Source organism: Shinella kummerowiae (genome assembly GCF_009827055.1).
GTDB classification, from domain to species: Bacteria; Pseudomonadota; Alphaproteobacteria; order Rhizobiales; family Rhizobiaceae; genus Shinella; species Shinella kummerowiae.
The window spans coordinates 236,804-256,872 of sequence record NZ_WUMK01000006.1 but is presented as its reverse complement, the minus strand read 5'-3'; the positions used below and the strand labels follow the sequence as shown (position 1 = coordinate 256,872).

The window sequence follows — 20,069 nt, the reverse complement described above, 5'->3', positions numbered from 1 at the left end:
CAAGAACATGTCCTATTTTTTTGCCAATTCGTAGCGTCGTTCGTAACGCCCGCCCAGACTGGTCAAAAGCTCATAGTCGATGGTGCCGCCAGCGCGAGCGACATCCTCGATCGGCATGTGGCGCCCGAACAGTTCGATGAAATCACCGGCCCGCACGCTGCCGGCCGGAAGGTCGGTGACGTCGAAATGGGTAAGGTCCATGGTGACGCGGCCGATCAGGGGCACGGAACGGCCATGCAGCACGCCGCTGGCGCCCGGGATACTCGCCTTGCGCAGCGGCACGCCGGAGCCGGAAAGGCTGCGCATGTACCCGTCCGCATAGCCGATAGCGGCGACCGCGATGCGCGTGTCGCGGGTAAACACGGTCGACGCGCCATAGCTGACGCTTTCGCCGGTCTTCGCCTCGCGCACCTGGAGAATGCGCGCCTCGGCGGTGACGACCGGCTTCATCGGGTTCGGCACGTCGTTGACGGCCGCACCGCCGTAGAGCGCGATACCGGGGCGGGTGAGGGTGAAATGATAGTCCTCGCCGAGGAAGATGCCGGCCGAGTTGGCGAGCGTCGCGTCGATGTCGTCAAAGGCCTCGACGACGCTGCGGAAGCGCTGGAGCTGCTGGCGGTTCAGCGGATGGCTGGGGTCGTCCGCACAGGCGAGATGGCTGAGCAGCATGATCGGCGAGAAGCTTGCCGGCCGCGCGGTATCGCTAGCCAGCGCCAGCGCATCCTCGACGCGCAGGCCGAGCCGGCTCATGCCGGTGTCGACATGCAAAACGCAGGGCAGGTCACCGCCATCGGCGATGGCCGACATGAAGACGACGAGCTGCTCTTCCGAGACGATGACCGGCACCAGGTCGAATTCGAAGAACAGCCGCTCGGAGCCTGCCCACATGCCGGACAGCACATAGATGCGGACATCCGGCAAAACACCGCGCAGCGTTGCCCCCTCGGCAGGCGTGGCGACGAAGAAGTCGCGCGCACCCGCCTGGTGGAAGGTCCTTGCCGCGGGCTCGAGCCCGACGCCGTAGGCGTCCGCCTTCAGCACCGCTGCGGTTCGGGCCGCACCCGAGCGGCGGGCCATGGCGCGCCAATTGTCGGCAAGCGCCGAAAGGTCGATCGTCAGGCGGGCGTGATCCTCGCCGGCGACGGGCAGGGTGGGACGGGCGGGCGTAGGGTGCGTGCTCATGGTTCTGAGATACAGCCTGTGGACTATGGCGGCAATACGCTCGTCCGTCGCATTGCCGTCGGAAGGGGGTGTCTCTATGGTGTGCAAAAAAAGGAAAGACGATGCGGCGCGCGGTGACAGCGACCATTGGGGCGATGGTGTTCGTCCTGGCCGGCAAGGCCTCAACGGTTGCCCAGGATTCGCCGACGGATGCCGACATGCGCGCGGCGCACGCCGTTCTGCTCGGCCTTGTCCAGGATGGCGCCGCGCCGGAGCGCGACAAGGGCGGCGACGTTTACTACTCGATCGTCGACAACCCCAATGCGCCGCGGCTGGTGACACGGCTCGAGGTCTCCGGTGCGCCCTGCCGCGCCCGCACAACCTCCGCGCTGCAATTCCCGGAGCAATGGGCGACGCTGACGCTCGGCCTCGTCGATTTGAGCCGGGTCGCCGCCGTCACCGCCTATGCGTCGGCCGATGACATGATTGCCGAGGCGAACCCGGTTCCCATCGATTCACCGGAGGTCGAGCAGATCGTCCTGACGGGCGAGGGCCTTTACTGTACCAGCCGCATGTCACTGTCCGGCCAGAACAACGCGTCGGAGGAAATGTGTGCCGACAGGCTCGACCTGCCGATGATGGACGAGGAGCAGAAGGCACGCGCCACGCGCGCGCTCGCCATCGTGGCAAACTTCTGCAAGGCTCCGGCATTTGCGAAGAAATAAGACCGGCAAAGGCTTGGTTGTCAAAAAACCGAAACGTTACGCATCCCCCTCATCCGGCTGCCGCCACCTTCTCCCCCGGGGGGGAGAAGGGGGAAAACGAGACGTCACGATCCTTCCCTTCTCTCCAGCGGGGAGAAGGCGTCGGCAGGCGGATGAGGGGGGCAGCCTTGTACGCTTGAGCCGGTGACGCCGGACTCAGTGCTCGTACTGCGTGAACGACGGGTCGGCGAGGTCGGTGAAGCGGGTGAATTCCGACTGGAAGGCGAGCTTCACCGTGCCGGTCGGCCCGTGACGCTGCTTGGCGATGATGACGTCCGCCGTGCCCTTCACGGCCTCGAACTTCATCTTCCACTCTTCGTATTTCGGGTCGAACTCGTCGCGCGGCTCCAGGTTCTTCACGTAATATTCCTCGCGGAACACGAAGAGCACGACGTCGGCGTCCTGCTCGATCGAGCCGGATTCGCGAAGGTCGGAGAGCTGCGGGCGCTTGTCCTCGCGGCTTTCCACCTGACGCGAGAGCTGGGAAAGCGCGATGATCGGCACGTTCAGTTCCTTGCCGAGCGCCTTCAGGCCGGTGGTGATCTGGGTGATTTCCTGCACGCGGTTGTCGCTGGATTTTCCCGAGCCGGTCATCAGCTGGATATAGTCCACCACCAGGCAATCGAGGCCGCGCTGGCGCTTGAGACGGCGGGCGCGGGCGGACAACTGGGCAATCGAGATACCACCGGTCTGGTCGATATAGAGCGGCACCTTCTGCATCATCTGGCTGCAGGCGACGAGCTTCTCGAAATCGGCCTCGGAGATGTCGCCACGGCGGATCTTCGACGAGGAGACTTCCGTCTGCTCGGAGATAATACGGGTGGCGAGCTGTTCGGAGGACATTTCGAGCGAGTAGAAGCCGACGACGCCGCCGTTCTTCGCCTTGTAGGATCCGTCGGCCTGGATTTCCGGCTCGTAGGCGGCGGCAATGTTATAGGCGATGTTGGTGGCAAGCGACGTCTTGCCCATGCCGGGGCGTCCGGCGAGCACGATCAAGTCGGAGCGCTGGAGGCCGCCCATGCGGCCGTCGAGCGAATGGATGCCGGTGGAGATGCCGGAGAGCGAGCCGTCGCGCTCGAAGGCCTGGCCGGCCATGTCGATCGCCAGCGCCACCGCATCGTTGAACGACTGGAAACCACCGTCATAGCGGCCGGTCTCGGCCAGTTCGAACAGGCGGCGCTCCGCATCCTCGATCTGGGTCTGCGGCGGCATGTCGAGCGGCGCATCATAGGCGATGTTGACCATGTCCTCGCCGATATTGATCAGCGAGCGGCGGAGCGCCAGGTCGTAGATCGCCCGGCCATAATCTTCCGCGTTGATGATCGTCACTGCTTCGGCGGCAAGGCGTGCAAGATATTGCGGGATCGTCAGGTCGCCGACCTTGCTGTCGGTGGGCAGGTGCGTCTTCAGGGTGATCGTCGTGGCGATCTTGCCCATACGAATCGTGTCGCCGGCAAGTTCGTAGATCTTGCGGTGCAGTGGCTCGTTGAAGTGGATGGGCTTCAAGAAGTCCGAGACACGGTAATAGGCGTCGTTGTTGACGAGGATGGCGCCGAGCAGGGCCTGTTCGGCCTCGACGTTGTTCGGTGCCTCGCGGTGGTGCAGCTCCGCATTCTCGCGACCGGTCTGGTTGAGCTTGCGCACGGCGTCGTTCATCGTCCCGAATCTCCCGTCCCTGTTTTAGAAGGTCGCTGGTTTCCGCGCTTTGGCCGCATGGGTCAAGCGCTTCCGGCCCTTCCCATGCTTTAGGCCCGGTCTTAGACTTTTCCACAGGTGGCGGGGACACGGCAAGCCCGGATTCCGCCAGGCCTGCGCTCTTTCAGTTGACTCGCGCGCCGAATCTCACAGCGACGCCTCCTGCGGGAACTGGCGTGCGCCGCGCCGATTGCCCTTCGGGTTGCCCTCGTGCCCCTTGAGGCAATCCTCGCCGCGCCCGATGTAACCGCGTGTCAGCGGCACGGCCTCCTGATCGTGCACGAGCTGGAGCTGGAAGACGACGAGGTTCTGCCAGCGGAAGGCACTTTCGGAGGCCGCGAGATAGAACTCCCAGATCCTGCAGAATTTTTCGTCATAGAGCGCCTTGGCCTCCTCGCGCCGCGCCATGAAGCGCTCCCGCCAGTGCCGCAGCGTCTCGGCATAGTGCAGACGCAGGATTTCCACGTCGGTCACGGCAAGCCCGCTCTTTTCCACCGCCTGCATCACCTCGGAGAGGGCAGGGATATAGCCACCGGGAAAGATGTACTTCTCGATGAACGGATTGTTGGCGGACGGCTGGTCCGTGCGGCCGATCGTGTGCAGCAGCATCACGCCGTCGCGTTTGAGGAGCGACGCGCTCTTTTTGAAGAAGGTCAGGTAGTTCGGCCGGCCGACATGTTCGAACATGCCGACAGAGACGATACGGTCGAACTGGCCTTGCGTATTGCGATAATCCTGCAGCAGGAATTTCACCGCATCGGAAAGCCCGGCCTCGTCCGCCCGCTTCACGGAAAGGGCATGCTGTTCGTCGGAGAGCGTCACGCCGGTGATCTTGGCGCCGAGCTGGCGAGCCAGATAGAGCGCCATGCCGCCCCAGCCGCTGCCGATGTCGAGCACGGTCTGGCCCGGCCGGTTGATGTTGAGCTTGGCGGCGATGTGACGCTTCTTGGCAAGCTGCGCCTCGTCCAGCGTCTGCTCCGGATGCTCGAAATAGGCGCAGGAATATTGCCGGTCCTGATCGAGAAAGAGATCGTAAAGCGCGCCGGTCAGATCGTAGTGGTGCTGCACGTTCTTGCGCGAACGCATGACGCTGTTCTTTTCTCGCGCCCAGCGGAAGAGATAGCGCACCCGTTCCAGAAGGTGGTTCCAGCGGGAATCGTAATATTTGAAGTCGGGATTGCCGGTGAAAACCGTCTTCAGCAGGCCGTAGATGTCGCCCTCGACGATATCGATATCACCGGTGCCGTAATGATGGCCGAGATAGTAGGCGGGGTCGATCGCAATGCCCCAGACGGCTTTTCGGGTGTTGAGGCGCATGTGGACGGGATTGCCGGTGCCATCGCCGAAAGCCTGGATGGACCCGTCCGGATAGGTGATCGTCAGATTTCCGGTCTCGACGAGGCGGGAAACGAGAGCCTGTACAAGGAATTTCATTCGCTAAACTCCGTCGCGCTTAAAAAGCGGCGGAACGGGTCGTGGTCGGAAACCGGCCTGGGAAGCGGCCCGACCGCCAATCCAGTCTAACGACGTATAAATATTGATGCGAAAAGCCGGATTTCAAGATGCGCTTTTTAGCCCTTGAAACGGCAACGGGCCGGCAGAGCCGGCCCGTCGTATATGCATTCACGCAGAAGCGGATATCAGGCGTCGTCTTCGTCCTGGCCGTCAGCTTCCGGATCGAAGAAGTCTTCCGGCTTCAGAGCATCTTCGTCAACGCCGTAGATGGCGTCGGCCGAGGTCAGGCTTTCGCCCTTCGTCTGGCGCTCGGCTTCATCGGCGGAGCGGGCAACGTTGACGACGATGGTGATCTCGACTTCGGCGTGCAGGTGCAGCACGACGTTGTGCAGGCCGATGGCCTTGATCGGCGTGTTGAGCTCGACCTGGTTACGGCCGACGTTGAAGCCTTCCGAAGACAGCGTCTCGACGATATCGCGGGCAGCGACCGAACCGTAGAGCTGGCCGGTTTCGCCGGCGGAGCGCACGATGACGAAGGCCTTGCCGTCGAGCTTTTCGGCAACCGTCTGGGCTTCCGACTTGCGCTCGAGGTTGCGGGCTTCGAGCGTTGCACGCTCGGATTCGAAACGCTTCTTGTTGGATTCGTTGGCGCGCAGCGCCTTGCCGAGCGGCAGCAGGTAGTTACGGGCAAAGCCGTCGCGAACCTTGACGGTTTCGCCCATCTGGCCGAGCTTGGCGATGCGTTCGAGAAGAATGACGTCCATTTTCGAGTTCCTTTCTTGAATGTCAGATATTCTGGTTTTTGTTGTCAGCCGGGCCTGTGGGCGTCAGCGCGATGGTGCGCCGCGTGTCCAACAGACCCAGAATGAGGATGGCGAAGACCGGTATCGTGAGAAGCAATACCGAGAGATAGGCGAACCACAGGGCAAAAAGCCGCCACGGCTTGCCGCGCGTCCTGAAATGCAGGCTCGCGAAGCCGGCGAGCACGAAACCGGCCCCGAAGGTGCCGCAGACGAGCGCGCCGATGATCGCCGGCACGCCACCCAGGAAGGTACAGACGAGGCCGCCGAGAAAGAAGAAGATCGCGTTGCGGTGCATGCGCAGTGTCGATGGCATGTCCTCGCGCGGGCGAAGGCCCTTGCCCGAGACCCGCACGACGAAGCTTGCGATGTAATAGGCGGCAAACAGCAGGAACACCCAGAGCGCGCCCTGCACCAACGGCAGCGCCAGCGCAAAAATGGTCTTCATCTGCGCGACCGCCGCCGCATCCGGATTGTAGAGTGGCTCCTGCGCCTTCAGCGTCTGGATGACGATGTCGACAAGCTGGCTCGCCATGGCGCTGTCGTAGCCGACGATCGCGCCGACCGCGATCATGCCAAGCGTCACCATGATGGCGAGGTGGACGAGGATGTTGGACAGCGGGTACCAGGCAAGCGCGTCTTCCGGGCCGCCGAGTTCGGAGGCGGGGCGCGCGAGATTGGCCAGATTGCTGAGCCAGCCCGCAGGGATGAGCGTGATGATGACGATCATCAGCGCGAAATAGGACGAGACCAGCGCGGACGCGACCACGCCACCGGCAAGGACGGCGATCAGCGCGCTGGCATTGCCCCAGCCAAGGCCTGCAATGAGAATGGGAAGCGCGGACGCGGCGTAAAGCACGATCGCAAGCGACGACTGTGCGTTCGCGCTCAGCGAAAGCAGAGCGGCGGTCACACCGGCAATCAGGCCGGTCGCAATCGATGTCGGCGTCAGGGTCTTCACGGTTCGCTGTCCTGTCCGGTCAGACAGTTAGAGGAGGTTCCTGACGAATTTGTTCAGGACGGTCTCCCCAACATGGGGTTTTGGCTCCAAAGAGCCGGCGGCTCCGATCCGCGCCCATCGCGGAAGGGAAAAGGGGAAGGCGGCGAACCGTCTTCCCCGGAGTCAGGTATCTCGGCCCGACGTTGAGTCAGGCCGTAGAGTCACGAGCTTACGCTACGACGTAGGGCAGCAGGCCGAGGAAGCGGGCGCGCTTGATCGCCTGGGCGAGTTCGCGCTGCTTCTTCTGGGAAACGGCCGTGATGCGGGACGGAACGATCTTGCCGCGCTCGGAGATGTAACGCGACAGAAGACGGACATCCTTGTAGTCGATCTTCGGAGCGTTTGCGCCCGAGAAGGGGCAGGTCTTGCGACGGCGGTGGAACGGACGGCGTGCCGGAGCGGAGGAAGTATCAGCCATTGTCTTAGTCTCCTTCTGCTTCGATTACGCGCGGTCTTCGCGGGCCGGGCGGTCGCCGTCACGGCGCGGCGGACGATCGCCGAAGTCGCGGCGCGGGCCACGATCGCCGAAATCGCGGCGCGGGCCGCGGTCGTCGCCGTCACGACGCGGACGGTCGTCGCGGTCGCGCTTCTGCATCATGGCCGACGGGCCTTCTTCATGGGCTTCGACAGCGATGGTCATGTAACGAAGAACGTCTTCGTTGATGCGCATCTGGCGTTCCATCTCGTGGATGGCGGCAGCCGGGGCATCGATGTCCATCAGGGCGTAGTGCGCCTTGCGGTTCTTCTTGATGCGGTAGGTCAGGGACTTGAGGCCCCAGTTTTCGATACGGCCGACCTTGCCGCCGAGCGATTCGATCACACCCTTGTACTGTTCGACGAGAGCGTCGACCTGCTGGGCGGACACGTCCTGGCGGGCCAGGAATACATGTTCGTAGAGAGCCATGTGGCTTTGCCTTTCTTGCGTTTACACCCGAAACCGGCGCCAAGCCTCAACGACAGTTCTCAAAGGCGCATGGCCCGAAGCAAGAAAAGCGTTAATCCAGACGGTCGAGAGCGGAGACACGGGAGGCCGGAGCCCTTGGCTCCAAACGGCACTCCCTAGGGAATGCCGGCCCTCCGTTCAGCCACCAGCCGATTGACCGGGTGTGTTGAACAGCGCGCTTATACGGATTTTTCGTTGGAACGCAAGGGCCGGGCGGGAAATGCGCCTGCCTCATATTGCAACAGCGTTGGAACCAAATGGCAAATGCCGCGTTTTCCCGTCGATCCAACCAGATGGAGTGACAGACATGCAAGACCCGAACCTTGTCAATCGTCCGCCGGAAGATCGTATGACGCGTCCGGTGGATGACCGCGGCCCGACTGTCGTCAATCAGACGAGCGGCGGGAGCGGCACCGGCGGCTGGGCCGTGGCCGTGATCCTCGCCGTGCTTGTCGCCGTGGGCATTTTCTATTTCGTCGGCAGCGGAACGCCGGGTGACGGCGTCGACCCGAACGCCAATACATCGGCGATCGGTACGACCGATACGGCTCCGGCCGGTGGCGCTGCCACCGAAGGCCAGACGGGTGGCGCAACCGGTGGCACGCAGCCGCTGGAAGCCCAGCCGAATGGCGGCCAGACCGAAGGCGGTGGTGCAACCACGACCACCCCGTAACCATCGTCACCCAGCATGGGGCCCTGAGAAACCCGCCATTTTGGCGGGTTTCTTTTTTGTCTCGAGCTGAGCGAAACCCGCCATCTTGGCGGGCTTTTTTTGCGCCACGCCGAGTGCCGGAGCCACGCGATCGCGCGAAACTCTTTCGGGATTTTTTGAAAAAACCCCGGTGGAGAACTCGGCTAACGTCTCCTGCCCGAAGTGGAGGCTTCGGATCGTCGCGTTCAAGCGGCACCATCACGCCGGGAGGAGAAGCCAATGGCAAACCATGACGTTCGTGCGCAGGCACGGCGGAGCGCGGCTGCGCTCGAGATCGAAAACCGGATCGAGGAGCGCGCATGAACGCTCACACCCATCCGGATCTGCCGACATCAACCGCTAACGACCTGGTTTTCGCGCTGGAGGATAAGCCGAAACCGCCGATCGCCCTGTTGGCCGCGATCCAGCATCTGCTCGCCATCATCGTCCCGATCGTCACGCCGGGGCTTCTGATCTGTCAGGCGCTCGGGGTTTCGGCGCGTGATACGAACATGATCGTCTCCATGTCCCTGGTCATCTCGGGCATCGCGACCTTCGTGCAGTGCCGCCGGTTCGGCCCGCTCGGCGCCGGCCTGCTGATCGTCCAGGGCACCAGCTTCAACTTCGTCGGTCCGCTGATTGCGGGCGGCGCGCTCATGGTGCAGCAGGGCACACCCGTCGAGGCGGTCATGGCCTGCATCTTCGGCGTGGTGATCGCCGGCTCGTTCATCGAGATGGGGCTTTCCCGTGTCCTGCCCTTCGTCAGGAAGCTGATCACACCCCTGGTGACCGGGATCGTCGTTCTGATGATCGGCCTTACGCTGATCAAGGTCGGGCTCATCAGCATGGGCGGCGGTTTTGGCGCGATGAAGACGGGCACCTTTGCCAATGGCGAAAATCTCCTGCTGTCCGGAACCGTTCTGGCGCTGATCATCGGCCTCAACCGGGTGCAGATCGTCTGGGTGAGAAGTGCGGCGATCATCATCGCGCTCGGCGTCGGTTATGCGCTCGCTGCCGCGCTCGGCCGTCTCGATTTCGCCGGCGTTCACGAGGCCGCCTGGTTCCAGGTGCCGACGCCACTGCATTTCGGGCTCGATTTCTCCTGGTCGCTGTTCGCGCCGATGGTGGTGATCTATCTGGTGACGTCGCTCGAGGCGATCGGCGACATAACCGCCACCAGCAAGATCTCGCGCCAGCCGGTCGAAGGCCCGGTCTGGATGGAGCGGGTCAAGGGCGGCGTGCTGGTCAACGGGGCAAACTCGTTCCTCGCCGGTATCTTCAACACCTTCCCCAGCTCGGTCTTCGCGCAGAACAACGGCATCATCCAGTTGACCGGCGTCGCAAGCCGCCATGTCGGCGTCTATATCGCCGGCGTGCTGGTGCTGCTCGGTCTCTTCCCGACCACGGCCGGTATCATCCAGGCCGTGCCGGAGCCGGTTCTCGGTGGTGCGGTGATCGTGATGTTTGGCGCCGTTGCCGCGTCCGGCATCAACATCCTGGCCGGCATTCAGCTCGACCGGCGGGCGCTGCTGATCATCGCCATTTCGCTGGCACTCGGTCTCGGCGTCTCGCAGGTGCCGGAATTCGTGTCGCACATGCCGCGCTTCCTGAAGGATGTGCTGGAATCGGGCGTGGCGACCGGCGGTCTTTGCGCGGTGCTGCTCAACTGGCTGCTGCCGGAAACGCACGAACCGAAGCCCGTCCACTGACGGGCATTCCGGGCGGCCAGGTCTTCCGGCCGCCCGGCTTTATCTTACATCGGCGCCGGATAGAGCCGGTGAATGCGGCGAATGCCGTTCATCACGTCCGCCGAGAGCGTCAGATCCGCGGCCCCGACATCCGTCTTCAACTGGTCCATCGACGTTGCGCCAATGATGACGGACGCCATGAAGGGCCGCGTCAGGCAGAAGGCGACGGCCATTTGCGCAGGGTCGATCCCGTGTTCCTTCGCAAGATCCACATAGGCGCGCACCGCCGGTTCCTGAAGCGGCTGGTAGCGGCCGCCGAGATCGCCGTTCTTCGTCAGGCGCGAACCTTCCGGCCTGGCGCCGTCGAGATATTTTCCGGTGAGAAGCCCGGCGGCGAGCGGTGAATAGGCGAGCAGGCCGATATCCTCGTGATGCGACAGTTCCGCAAGGTCGAGATCATAGGCCCGGTAGAGCAGGTTGTACTCGTTCTGGATCGAGGCGACGCGCGGCAGGCCGTTTTCTTCGGCGAGTTGCAGCATCCGCATCGTGCCCCAGGCTGTGTCGTTGGAAAGGCCGAGCGCGCGCACCTTGCCGGCCTTGACGATATCGCCGATGGTGTCGAGGATTTCAGCAAGATCGGCGGCGACCTTCTCGCGATCCTGCTTCGACGGCTCATAGCTCCAGGCGTTGCGGAAATGGTAGTGCCCGCGGTTTGGCCAGTGCAACTGGTAGAGATCGAGATAGTCGGTCTTGAGGCGCGACAGGCTGTTGTCGATCGCCTCCAGAATGCCGGCGCGGCTGATCGGGGCGCCGCCGCGTATATAAGGACGGCCGGAACCGGCGACCTTGGAGGCGAGCACGACCTTGTCGCGGTTGCCGCGTGCCTTCATCCAGCTGCCGATGAAGCGTTCGGTGTCGCCGTAGGTTTCCGGGGAGAGGGGGGTGGTTGGATAAAGTTCGGCCGTATCGATAAAATTGACGCCCTGGGAGAAGGCGTAGTCGAGCTGGTCATGGGCTTCCTGCTCGCTGTTCTGCGAGCCCCAGGTCATGGTGCCGAGGCAGATTTCCGACACGCTGATGCCGGTCCTGCCGAGCGGATGATATTTCATGGGAGGAAAAATCCTGTTGTGGGAACGGCGCGAATGTAGGCTGGCCGCGGTGAAGTGCAAGACGGAATAGGGCGATTCCCTGTGCGAAGGCCTTGGAAATGGCTGTTCCGGCAGCGCTGGCTCCGGTTCAGTGCCTTGACTCGGCCGACCGGAATGTGAATGGAAAAGAAAACATATGATGGGAGACCCCCTATGAGCGTAGCATTCACCTTCCCCGGCCAGGGCAGCCAGGCCGTCGGCATGGGCAAGGATCTCGCGGAAGCCTTCCCGGAAGCGCGCGCCGTTTTCGCGGAAGTCGACGAGGCCCTCGGCCAGAAACTGTCCGACATCATGTTCGAAGGACCGGAAGAGGCGCTGACGCTGACGGCGAACGCCCAGCCGGCGCTGATGGCGGTGTCGATCGCCGTGATGCGCGTGCTGGAAGCGCGCGGCCTGTCGCTGACGGATCAGGTCTCCTACGTCGCCGGCCATTCGCTCGGCGAATATTCGGCGCTCTGCGCCGCAGGCACCTTCTCGCTGTCCGACACCGCGCGCCTGCTGCGCATCCGCGGCAATGCCATGCAGTCGGCCGTGCCGGTCGGCGAAGGCGCCATGGCGGCGATCATCGGCCTGGAGCAGGCCGATGTCGAAGCCATCTGCAAGGAAGCCTCCACCGGCGGCTCGTGCCAGATCGCCAACGACAATGGTGGCGGCCAGCTCGTCATCTCCGGCTCCAAGCCGGCCGTCGAAGTGGCCGCGCGGCTCGCGACGGAAAAGGGTGCCAAGCGTGCCCTGATGCTTTCCGTCTCCGCGCCCTTCCATTCCGCCCTGATGGGCCCGGCCGCCGACGCCATGCGCGAGGCGCTGGCCGGTGTCGCGGCGAAGGCGCCGGTCGTTCCGCTCATTGCCAATGTCCGTGCAGCACCGGTCAGCGACCCGCAGGAAATCGTGCGCCTGCTCGTCGAGCAGGTCACCGGCCAGGTCCGCTGGCGCGAGACGGTGGAATGGTTCGCCAGGAACGATGTCACCACGCTGTATGAAGTCGGCTCCGGCAAGGTGCTGACCGGCCTTGCGCGCCGCATCGACAAGTCCGTCACCGGCATCTCCATCAACACGCCCGCCGATATCGACAGCGCGCTTGCTGCGCTTATCGGCTGATTTCTTTCATTAAAGGAACGGAACCATGTTTGATCTTTCCGGCCGCAAGGCTCTCGTTACCGGTGCATCCGGCGGCATTGGCGAAGAGATCGCCCGCATCCTCCACGCCCAGGGCGCCATTGTCGGCCTGCACGGCACGCGCGTCGAAAAGCTGGAAACGCTTGCCAACGAGCTTGGCGAACGTGTGCATATCTTCCCGGCGAACCTCTCCGACCGCGCCGAGGTGAAGGCGCTGGGTGAGAAGGCCGAAGCCGACCTCGGTGGCGTCGACATCCTCGTCAACAATGCCGGGATCACCAAGGACGGCCTGTTCGTGCGCATGAGCGACGACGACTGGGATGCGGTTCTGGAAGTGAACCTGACGGCCGTTTTCCGCCTGACGCGCGAGCTCACGCATCCGATGATGCGCCGCCGCTACGGCCGCATCATCAACATCACCTCCATCGTCGGCGTCACCGGCAATCCGGGCCAGGCGAACTACTGCGCCTCCAAGGCCGGCATGATCGGCTTCACCAAGTCGCTGGCGCAGGAAATCGCCACCCGCAACGTGACCGTCAACTGCGTGGCCCCGGGTTTCATCGAAAGCGCGATGACCGGCAAGCTGAACGACAAGCAGAAGGACGCCATCATGGGTGCCATTCCCATGAAGCGCATGGGCACCGGCGCGGAAGTTGCATCGGCCGTCGCATACCTCGCTTCGTCGGAAGCCGCCTATATGACGGGCCAGACGCTGCATGTGAATGGCGGCATGGCGATGATCTGAGGATGGACCAAGTGCCCGGCAGAACGGCATGAATTGCATGTTGACCGCTGGAGCACCGGCCATTTTCACACTTTGCGACAGACTTAAACCGTGTTAATCGGGCCATGACTGTCAGCAGTCGGCCGGCAAAGGCCTGAGCGATCAGGCGGTACAGAAAGCGTATCGCCGTTGCCGCATTGCCGGTTGAAGGGTTTGCCGGATGTGTTCTTGAGGCACATCGGGCGCGTTGAGTGTCCGGCGCCGTGACAGGCGCCGATCAAAAACAAAGGTCGAGGAATCCGACATGAGCGACGTAGCAGAACGCGTAAAGAAAATTGTCATTGATCATCTGGGAGTTGACGCCGAAAAGGTCAGCGAAGGCGCAAGCTTCATCGATGATCTTGGCGCGGACTCGCTCGACACGGTCGAACTGGTCATGGCGTTCGAAGAAGAGTTCGGCGTCGAGATCCCGGACGATGCCGCTGACTCGATCCTGACGGTCGGCGACGCCGTCAAGTTCATCGAAAAGGCCCAGGCCTGATCATTGATGCCGGGACGGGCTGCTGTTGAGCGGCCCGTTCCAGCCTCCCTCCAGGAGGCCATCTCCTCGTGGAGAAACGACATAGAATTCTATAGGGTGGATTACGAACGATGAGGCGTGTCGTTATCACTGGTACCGGCATGGTATCACCGCTTGGCTGTGGCACCGAAGTGACCTGGAGCCGGCTTCTCGAAGGCCGCAGCGGCGCCGCCAGGGTCACCACCTTCGAGGTCGAAGATCTCCCCGCAAAGATTGCCTGCTCCATTCCGCTCGGCGACGGTTCCGACGGCACCTACAATCCCGACCAGTGGATGGAGCCCAAGGAACAGCGCAAGGTCGATCCGTTCATCGTTTATGCGGTGGCCGCTGCCGACATGGCGCTCGCCGATGCCGGCTGGCATCCCAAGACCGACGAAGACCAGATCGCGACCGGCGTGCTTATCGGCTCCGGCATCGGCGGTCTCGATGGCATCGTCGAAGCCGGCTATACGCTGCGCGACAAGGGCCCCCGCCGCGTTTCGCCCTTTTTTATTCCCGGCCGCCTGATCAACCTGGCCTCCGGCCATGTGTCGATCAAGCACAAGCTGCGCGGACCCAACCATTCGGTCGTCACGGCCTGCTCGACGGGCGCGCACGCCATTGGCGATGCCAGCCGCCTGATCGCGCTGGGTGATGCCGACGTCATGGTGGCCGGCGGCGCCGAATCGCCGATCTGCCGCATCGCGCTCGCTGGTTTTTCCGCCTGCAAGGCGCTGTCGACCGACCGCAATGACGACCCCACCGCCGCCTCGCGTCCCTATGACCGCGACCGCGACGGTTTCGTCATGGGCGAGGGCGCCGGCATCGTGATCCTGGAAGAACTGGAGCACGCCAAGGCGCGCGGCGCAAAGATTTACGCCGAAGTTGTCGGCTACGGCCTTTCCGGCGACGCGTACCACATCACGGCACCGTCCGAGGATGGCGATGGCGCCTATCGCTGCATGCAGATGGCGCTGAAGCGCGCCGGCATTCCGGCCAGCGAGCTCGATTACATCAATGCGCACGGCACCTCCACCATGGCCGATACGATCGAGCTGGGTGCGGTGGAACGCCTGGTCGGCGATGCGGCTTCGCGCATTTCCATGTCGTCCACCAAATCGGCGATCGGCCACCTGCTTGGTGCCGCCGGCGCGGTCGAGGCGATCTTCGCGACCTTGGCGATCCGTGACAATATCGCTCCGCCGACGCTGAACCTCGACAATCCCGATGTCGAAACGGCGATCGACCTGGTGCCCCACAAGGCCCGCAAGCGCGACATCAACGTGGTGTTGTCCAATTCGTTCGGCTTCGGCGGAACGAACGCATCGCTGGTTCTGAAGCGCTACGCCTGACCCGGTCCGGGGCTTCGGCCCCGGCGCGCCGCACACCCGAACGAGAAGAGCGGGTTCATCCTGCTTTTGCCGCATTGCTCTGCTGAGAGACGACGACAGCGCCGCGTTATTCGGGACGCGCAAGGTCCGCTGTCACATTTTAAATTTCTGCGCAATTCGTTAAACCGGTGTCGATTTAACGCGTTATGCAGGGGCGATGCCCGAACATGATGAGGACAGTCCGTGAGCGACACGAACGATTCCGGCGAGACGCAGTTTGGCCGCGGTGAGACAACCGGCCAGCCGCGCATCATCCCCAAGTCCGCCAACGAGGCCCTCCGGCCGGAACAGGTGCCGCAGCCGCCGAGCCGCCGCCGCTCGCGCAAGGCGCGCAGCCAGCTCGTCATCTTCCTGAACTTCGTCATGACCGTGGTGGTCTTTGCGACGATTATCGGCATCGGCATCTTCTATTACGGCGTCAAGAGCTACGAAGAGCAGGGGCCATTGACGGCCAATACGAACTTCATCGTGCGCGCCGGTGCCGGCACCAACGAGATCGCGGCCAATCTGGAGCGCAACAACATCATTACCGACAGCCGCGTCTTCCGCGTGCTGTCGCGCGTCTATCTCGACGGCCAGACGCTGAAGGCCGGCGAATACGAGATCAAGGCCGGCGCGACGATGCGCGACATCGTGGAGCTGCTGAAGTCCGGCAAGTCGATCCTCTACAGCGTCTCCGTGCCCGAAGGCCTGACCGTCAAGCAGATCTTCAAGCGCCTCAAGGACGATCCGGTTCTTGAAGGCGACCTGCCGGGCGACCTGCCGGTGGAGGGCACCTTGATGCCCGATACCTACAAGTTCTCGCGCGGCACCAAGCGTACCGATATCCTGCATCAGATGCAGGATGCGCAAAAGGCGCTGATCGACCAGATCTGGGAGCGGCGCGACGATGACCTGCCGATCGCCACCCGCGAGGAATTCGTGACGCTCGCCTCGATCGTCGAGAAGGAGACGGGCAGGGCCGACGAGCGCTCGCGTGTCGCTTCGGTCTTCCTGAACCGCCTCGACAAGGGCATGCGCCTGCAGTCCGACCCGACGATCATCTACGGCATCTTCGGTGGCGACGGCAAACCGGCCGACCGGCCGATCTACCAGTCGGACCTCGAAAAGCAGACGCCCTTCAACACCTATGTCATCAAGGGCCTGCCGCCCACGCCGATCGCCAATCCAGGCCGCGCAGCACTCGAAGCCGTCGCAAATCCGTCGCGCACGACCGATCTCTACTTCGTCGCGGACGGCACCGGTGGCCACGTCTTCGCCGAGACGCTCGACGAGCACAACCAGAACGTCCGCCGCTGGCGCAAGCTGGAAGCGGAGAAGGCTGCCGAGGCTGCGAAGGAGGCGGGTGCCGCCGGTTCGCAGTAGCAGCCACGGCTGACCGCCATTCCAGGAATGCTCCAGACGGCCCCGGCGAAATCCGCCGGGGCCGTTTCGTTTTCGGCAGCGTTAAAGAGTTGGAAAGCCTGATGCGACGCGGGCGCCGTACAGGGCTGGATTTCAGGTGTTTTGGCAGGCGAATGTAAAGAAATAAGGTCTACAACCGGCAGATGTGATCAATCGACGGGGTTCGACAAACCCGATGCCTGTTGCGCTGAACATTGCCAGCCACGTCTACCGGAACGGCCGTGCACGTCCGGATGCGCTCGCCCTTTCCGTGGCCGGGGCGGATCTTTCCTATGCGGCACTTGCGGACGTGTCCCGCCGCATCGCCGGCTGCCTTGCGACCGCCCGACGCACCGGCCGCGTCGGCATCCTGGCCTCGCGCAGCCTTGCGGCCTGTGCCGGCATTCTCGGCACCGCCTGGTTCGGCGGCACCTATGTCCCGCTCAATCTGAAACTCCCGGAAGAACGGCTCGTCCAGCTTCTCGCGACGCTCGACCTCGATGCGCTCGTCGTAGATGCGCGCGGCGCGGCGATGCTGACGCCGGCTGTCGAGGCGCAGCTTCCGGCAACGGTCCTGCTTGCGGCGGAGGCCCGGCCGCCGGTTGCCCTGGACGGCCGGACCGTCTTCCGCCTCGATGCCCTGCCGGACGGCGGACCGACCGAACCGGCAGACATTCCCGACGACCATCTCGCCTATATCGAATTCACCTCCGGCACGACGGGCGTTCCGAAGGGTGTCATGGTGCCATCGAGCGCCGTCGGCCACTATCTTGACGTCATGCAGGCCTGGTTCGGCTTCACGCCCGAAGACCGGGCCGCGGAAACCTGCGACATCACCTTCGACCTGTCGGTGCACAACATGTTCCTCGCCTGGCAGGCAGGCGCCTCGCTGCATGTGATGACGCCGCTGCAGATGGTGGCGCCGGCGCGCTTCATCCGCGACCGGGCCATCACGACCTGGCTTTCCGTGCCGTCGGTCATCGCCATGATGCGGCAGAACCGGACGCTCCAGCCGGTCTCGCTGACGAGCCTGCGCATCTCGATGTTCTGCGGCGAACCCTTGCCGGTGGGGGCTGCACGGGCCTGGGCGGAGGCCGCACCCAACAGCATCGTCGAAAACATCTATGGCCCCACCGAAGCGACCATCGCCTGCCTGCGCCAGCCGGTCGTCGAGCCCGTCGTCGTCACGCCTGCACGCGAAATCGTGGCGATCGGCTACGCCTATCCCGGCATGCGCGCGGCGATCCTCGACGCGGAGCTGAAGCCGGTCGCGGCGGGCACTGCCGGTGAAATCGCGCTTTCGGGCAAGCAGCTTGCCATCGGGTATTTCGGGCAGGAGGAGCTGACCGCGGCGCGTTTCCCGCGCATCGATGGCGAACGCTGGTATCTGACCGGTGACCTCGGTATGGAAGCGGAGGACGGCACGTTCCACCATCTCGGCCGCATCGACAATCAGGTCAAGGTCATGGGCAACCGCGTCGAACTGGAGGAGGTGGAAATGCATCTGCGCACCGCCTCCGGATCCGATCACGTCGCCGCCGTCGCCTGGCCCGCGAGTGCCGGTTCGGCCAGCGGCATCGTCGGCTTCGCCGTCGGCGCGGCGCTGGACGCGCCTGCGATCCGCGATGCGCTACGGGCAAAACTCCCCGCCTACATGGTGCCCTCTGCCATCCATCTCATCGAGACACTGCCGCTGAACAGCAATGGCAAGGTCGACCGCAAGGCGCTCTTCGCCGACCTCGATGCCGGCCGCTTCATTGGGCGGGAGGACGCGGCATGAGCGAGACCGTATCGCCGCCGGATCGCGCCCATCCCGGCCTGCTCGGGCAGGCTCTCGCGTTGCGCGCCGCCTGGCTTGGCATGGACAGGGCACCTGCCGCCATTGCCTTCGCGGCGAGCGTGAAGGGCATCGTGCTGCTGTACGTCGCGGTCTTCCTCGTCTTCTGTGCCACGCGACCCGGCCCTGGCAGCATGTTGATCGTCGCGCTCGGCCTTGCCGGCTGTGCTGCCATGCCCGCCCGGCGCACGCTGGTCATCGGCCTCACGACGCTGCTTTTCATCATGCTGCGGCCAACCCGCTCGGAGGACCTCAGCGACTTCCTGCGCCGGGAACTCGATCTGGTCGGCTCCATCGACCAGCGCATTCTCATTGCCGGCGCGGGGATCGCTTTTCTAGCCTTCGGCATGGCGGCGCTCCGTCTTCAATCGACTTTTCGCGAGACGGCGCCGGGCCGCCATCCCGTCCTGACGATGATGCTGGTCTTCTTCGCCATCCTGTCGGTAGCGCTCTCCGGCCTTCTGCCTGTGGAGTTCGCGGCCGAGGTCTGGTTGTTCCTTGCGGCCCTTGCCTCCGGTTTCTGGTGCATTGCCTACGCGCTGGCCGACCAGAAGGTGAAGCAGACAACCGATCCGCTTCCCCGCGCCGCCTTCTTCCGGCCGTTCTGGGAGGGACCGACGCTGCCGATCGGCAAGGGCGCCGGGTTCCTCGCGAAATTCGAGGCGAAAGACGACACGGCACTCGCCGTCACCCGCCTCAAGGGACTGAAGCTGATCGTCTGGGGGGCGCTGCTGGCAGGCCTCGATGCCGCGGCCCGCAGCCTTCTTCACACCGAGGCCGGCCTGCCGGTCCTCACCGATGCGATGGCGGCAGCGGCAAGGGGCACGCCGCTGCCGGCTGCCCTGTCCTGGGCCTCGCTGGTCGTGCATTATCTTCTCGATATCCTGCACCTTGCCGCCTGGGGGCATGTCGTCGTGGCGCTCATCCGCGTTGCCGGCTACGGCATTCCCCGCAACACGGTGCGCCCGCTTGCCGCGCGCAGCCTGGCGGAATTCTGGAACCGCTATTATTTCTATTTCAAGGAACTGCTGGTCGATTTCTTCTTCTACCCGGCCTTCCTGCGCTGGTTCAAGAAATACCCGCGCCTGCGAGTCGCGTTCGCCACCTTCTGCGCGGCCTGCGTCGGCAACTGGCTTTTTCATTTCATGGGCCGCATCGACATCCTCGCTGTGAACGGGGTCCTGCCGGGCCTGCGCGCCTTTGAAAGCTATCTGTTTTATTGTGTCGTGCTGGCCGCGGGGCTCATCCTGTCGCAGTTGCGCAAGCGCCGACCGAAACCGGAAGATGGTTTCCTGCGCTACGATGTGCTGCCGCGCCTGCACGTCGGCCTGTTCTTCTGCCTGCTCACCATCTTCAACGAACCCATCGACGCCTTCACCATCGGCGAACGCTTCGCCTTCCTTTTCAGCCTGTTCGGAGCCTGACATGAGCCTTTCCACCGTGGAACGACTTCGCACCGCCGTCACCGGCCTGCTCGCAGCCCGCGGTGACCGCGATCCTGTGCGCGATGACGAATCCCTGTTCATCACCGGGCGGCTGGATTCGCTGGCAGCCACTGAAATGATCATGCTGCTGGAGCAGGATTTCGCGTTGGATCTCGCCAGCGCGGACTTCGACGTTTCCGCCCTCGACACGATCGCCGACATCACCGATCTCATTTCGCGCGCCCGGAATTGAGGCCGGGATGGCGGGTCCTGTCGCTTTGATGTGGATC

General features: G+C 63.7%; 20 protein-coding genes. 11 read left to right on the top strand and 9 right to left on the bottom strand.

Annotation, left to right across the window (positions count from 1 at the left end; all coding sequences use genetic code 11):
- Nucleotides 1-12: 12 nt before the first annotated feature.
- The gene (gene alr / locus GR138_RS17355) at nucleotides 13-1,182 is read right to left on the bottom strand and encodes an alanine racemase (RefSeq protein WP_160860508.1); all 1,170 of its coding nucleotides are present in this window, start codon (nucleotides 1,180-1,182) and stop codon (nucleotides 13-15) included.
- Between the two features lie 101 nt (nucleotides 1,183-1,283).
- Here alr and GR138_RS17350 point away from each other — a divergent pair, with 101 nt between their 5' ends.
- Nucleotides 1,284-1,886 (top strand): hypothetical protein, encoded by a 603-nt coding sequence (locus GR138_RS17350; RefSeq protein WP_160860507.1) that lies wholly within the window; start codon nucleotides 1,284-1,286, stop codon nucleotides 1,884-1,886.
- A gap of 195 nt (nucleotides 1,887-2,081) precedes the next feature.
- Here GR138_RS17350 and GR138_RS17345 read toward each other — a convergent pair whose 3' ends face one another.
- From GR138_RS17345 to rpsF, 6 genes are all read right to left on the bottom strand, one after another.
- The gene (locus GR138_RS17345) at nucleotides 2,082-3,581 is read right to left on the bottom strand and encodes a replicative DNA helicase (protein ID WP_160860506.1); all 1,500 of its coding nucleotides are present in this window, start codon (nucleotides 3,579-3,581) and stop codon (nucleotides 2,082-2,084) included.
- Nucleotides 3,582-3,767: 186 nt separating this feature from the next.
- Entirely contained in the window at nucleotides 3,768-5,054 is a 1,287-nt protein-coding gene (locus tag GR138_RS17340; protein ID WP_160860505.1) for an SAM-dependent methyltransferase, read from the bottom strand.
- A gap of 206 nt (nucleotides 5,055-5,260) precedes the next feature.
- Complete coding sequence (rplI, locus tag GR138_RS17335; RefSeq protein ID WP_160860504.1) at nucleotides 5,261-5,839, bottom strand: 50S ribosomal protein L9; 579 nt, start codon at nucleotides 5,837-5,839, stop codon at nucleotides 5,261-5,263.
- A gap of 22 nt (nucleotides 5,840-5,861) precedes the next feature.
- Entirely contained in the window at nucleotides 5,862-6,836 is a 975-nt protein-coding gene (locus GR138_RS17330; RefSeq protein ID WP_160860503.1) for a YybS family protein, read from the bottom strand.
- Nucleotides 6,837-7,044: 208 nt separating this feature from the next.
- Nucleotides 7,045-7,293, bottom strand: coding sequence for a 30S ribosomal protein S18 (gene rpsR / locus GR138_RS17325; protein ID WP_160860502.1), 249 nt, complete (start codon nucleotides 7,291-7,293; stop codon nucleotides 7,045-7,047).
- Nucleotides 7,294-7,317: 24 nt separating this feature from the next.
- The gene (gene rpsF, locus GR138_RS17320) at nucleotides 7,318-7,779 is read right to left on the bottom strand and encodes a 30S ribosomal protein S6 (RefSeq protein WP_069059268.1); all 462 of its coding nucleotides are present in this window, start codon (nucleotides 7,777-7,779) and stop codon (nucleotides 7,318-7,320) included.
- A gap of 346 nt (nucleotides 7,780-8,125) precedes the next feature.
- Here rpsF and GR138_RS17315 point away from each other — a divergent pair, with 346 nt between their 5' ends.
- The gene (locus GR138_RS17315; protein WP_160860501.1) at nucleotides 8,126-8,491 is read left to right on the top strand and encodes a hypothetical protein; all 366 of its coding nucleotides are present in this window, start codon (nucleotides 8,126-8,128) and stop codon (nucleotides 8,489-8,491) included.
- Between the two features lie 6 nt (nucleotides 8,492-8,497).
- On the opposite strand, the gene GR138_RS17310 is transcribed toward GR138_RS17315, so the two are convergent.
- Nucleotides 8,498-8,719: a hypothetical protein gene (locus GR138_RS17310; protein ID WP_160860500.1), complete on the bottom strand. Its 222-nt coding sequence runs from the start codon at nucleotides 8,717-8,719 to the stop codon at nucleotides 8,498-8,500.
- A gap of 110 nt (nucleotides 8,720-8,829) precedes the next feature.
- Between GR138_RS17310 and GR138_RS17305 the strand changes: the two genes are divergently transcribed.
- Nucleotides 8,830-10,218 carry a nucleobase:cation symporter-2 family protein gene (locus GR138_RS17305; RefSeq protein WP_160860499.1) on the top strand — a complete coding sequence of 463 codons (1,389 nt, stop codon included), beginning with the start codon at nucleotides 8,830-8,832 and terminating at the stop codon, nucleotides 10,216-10,218.
- Nucleotides 10,219-10,262: 44 nt separating this feature from the next.
- On the opposite strand, the gene GR138_RS17300 is transcribed toward GR138_RS17305, so the two are convergent.
- Nucleotides 10,263-11,306 carry an aldo/keto reductase gene (locus tag GR138_RS17300; protein WP_160860498.1) on the bottom strand — a complete coding sequence of 348 codons (1,044 nt, stop codon included), beginning with the start codon at nucleotides 11,304-11,306 and terminating at the stop codon, nucleotides 10,263-10,265.
- Between the two features lie 192 nt (nucleotides 11,307-11,498).
- Between GR138_RS17300 and fabD the strand changes: the two genes are divergently transcribed.
- The 8 genes from fabD to GR138_RS17260 all read left to right on the top strand — a co-directional run bounded on the left by fabD (nucleotide 11,499) and on the right by GR138_RS17260 (nucleotide 20,032).
- Nucleotides 11,499-12,443 (top strand): ACP S-malonyltransferase, encoded by a 945-nt coding sequence (fabD, locus tag GR138_RS17295; protein WP_160860497.1) that lies wholly within the window; start codon nucleotides 11,499-11,501, stop codon nucleotides 12,441-12,443.
- A 25-nt stretch (nucleotides 12,444-12,468) separates the two neighbouring features.
- A complete protein-coding gene (gene fabG / locus GR138_RS17290; protein WP_160860496.1) occupies nucleotides 12,469-13,206 on the top strand; it encodes a 3-oxoacyl-[acyl-carrier-protein] reductase in 738 nt (245 codons plus the stop codon).
- Between the two features lie 283 nt (nucleotides 13,207-13,489).
- Nucleotides 13,490-13,726, top strand: a complete 237-nt coding sequence (locus GR138_RS17285; RefSeq protein ID WP_018327362.1) for an acyl carrier protein — start codon at nucleotides 13,490-13,492, stop codon at nucleotides 13,724-13,726.
- Between the two features lie 110 nt (nucleotides 13,727-13,836).
- Nucleotides 13,837-15,096: a beta-ketoacyl-ACP synthase II gene (gene fabF, locus GR138_RS17280; protein ID WP_160860495.1), complete on the top strand. Its 1,260-nt coding sequence runs from the start codon at nucleotides 13,837-13,839 to the stop codon at nucleotides 15,094-15,096.
- Between the two features lie 222 nt (nucleotides 15,097-15,318).
- Nucleotides 15,319-16,500, top strand: a complete 1,182-nt coding sequence (mltG, locus tag GR138_RS17275; RefSeq protein WP_160860494.1) for an endolytic transglycosylase MltG — start codon at nucleotides 15,319-15,321, stop codon at nucleotides 16,498-16,500.
- Nucleotides 16,501-16,714: 214 nt separating this feature from the next.
- Nucleotides 16,715-18,298: an amino acid adenylation domain-containing protein gene (locus GR138_RS17270; RefSeq protein WP_160860493.1), complete on the top strand. Its 1,584-nt coding sequence runs from the start codon at nucleotides 16,715-16,717 to the stop codon at nucleotides 18,296-18,298.
- On the top strand, nucleotides 18,295-19,779 hold the full coding sequence (locus GR138_RS17265) for a hypothetical protein (protein ID WP_160860492.1): 1,485 nt from the start codon (nucleotides 18,295-18,297) through the stop codon (nucleotides 19,777-19,779). Before GR138_RS17270 ends, GR138_RS17265 begins: the two co-directional genes overlap by 4 nt.
- 1 nt (nucleotide 19,780) lies before the next feature.
- Entirely contained in the window at nucleotides 19,781-20,032 is a 252-nt protein-coding gene (locus tag GR138_RS17260) for an acyl carrier protein (RefSeq protein WP_160860491.1), read from the top strand.
- Nucleotides 20,033-20,069: the final 37 nt, after the last annotated feature.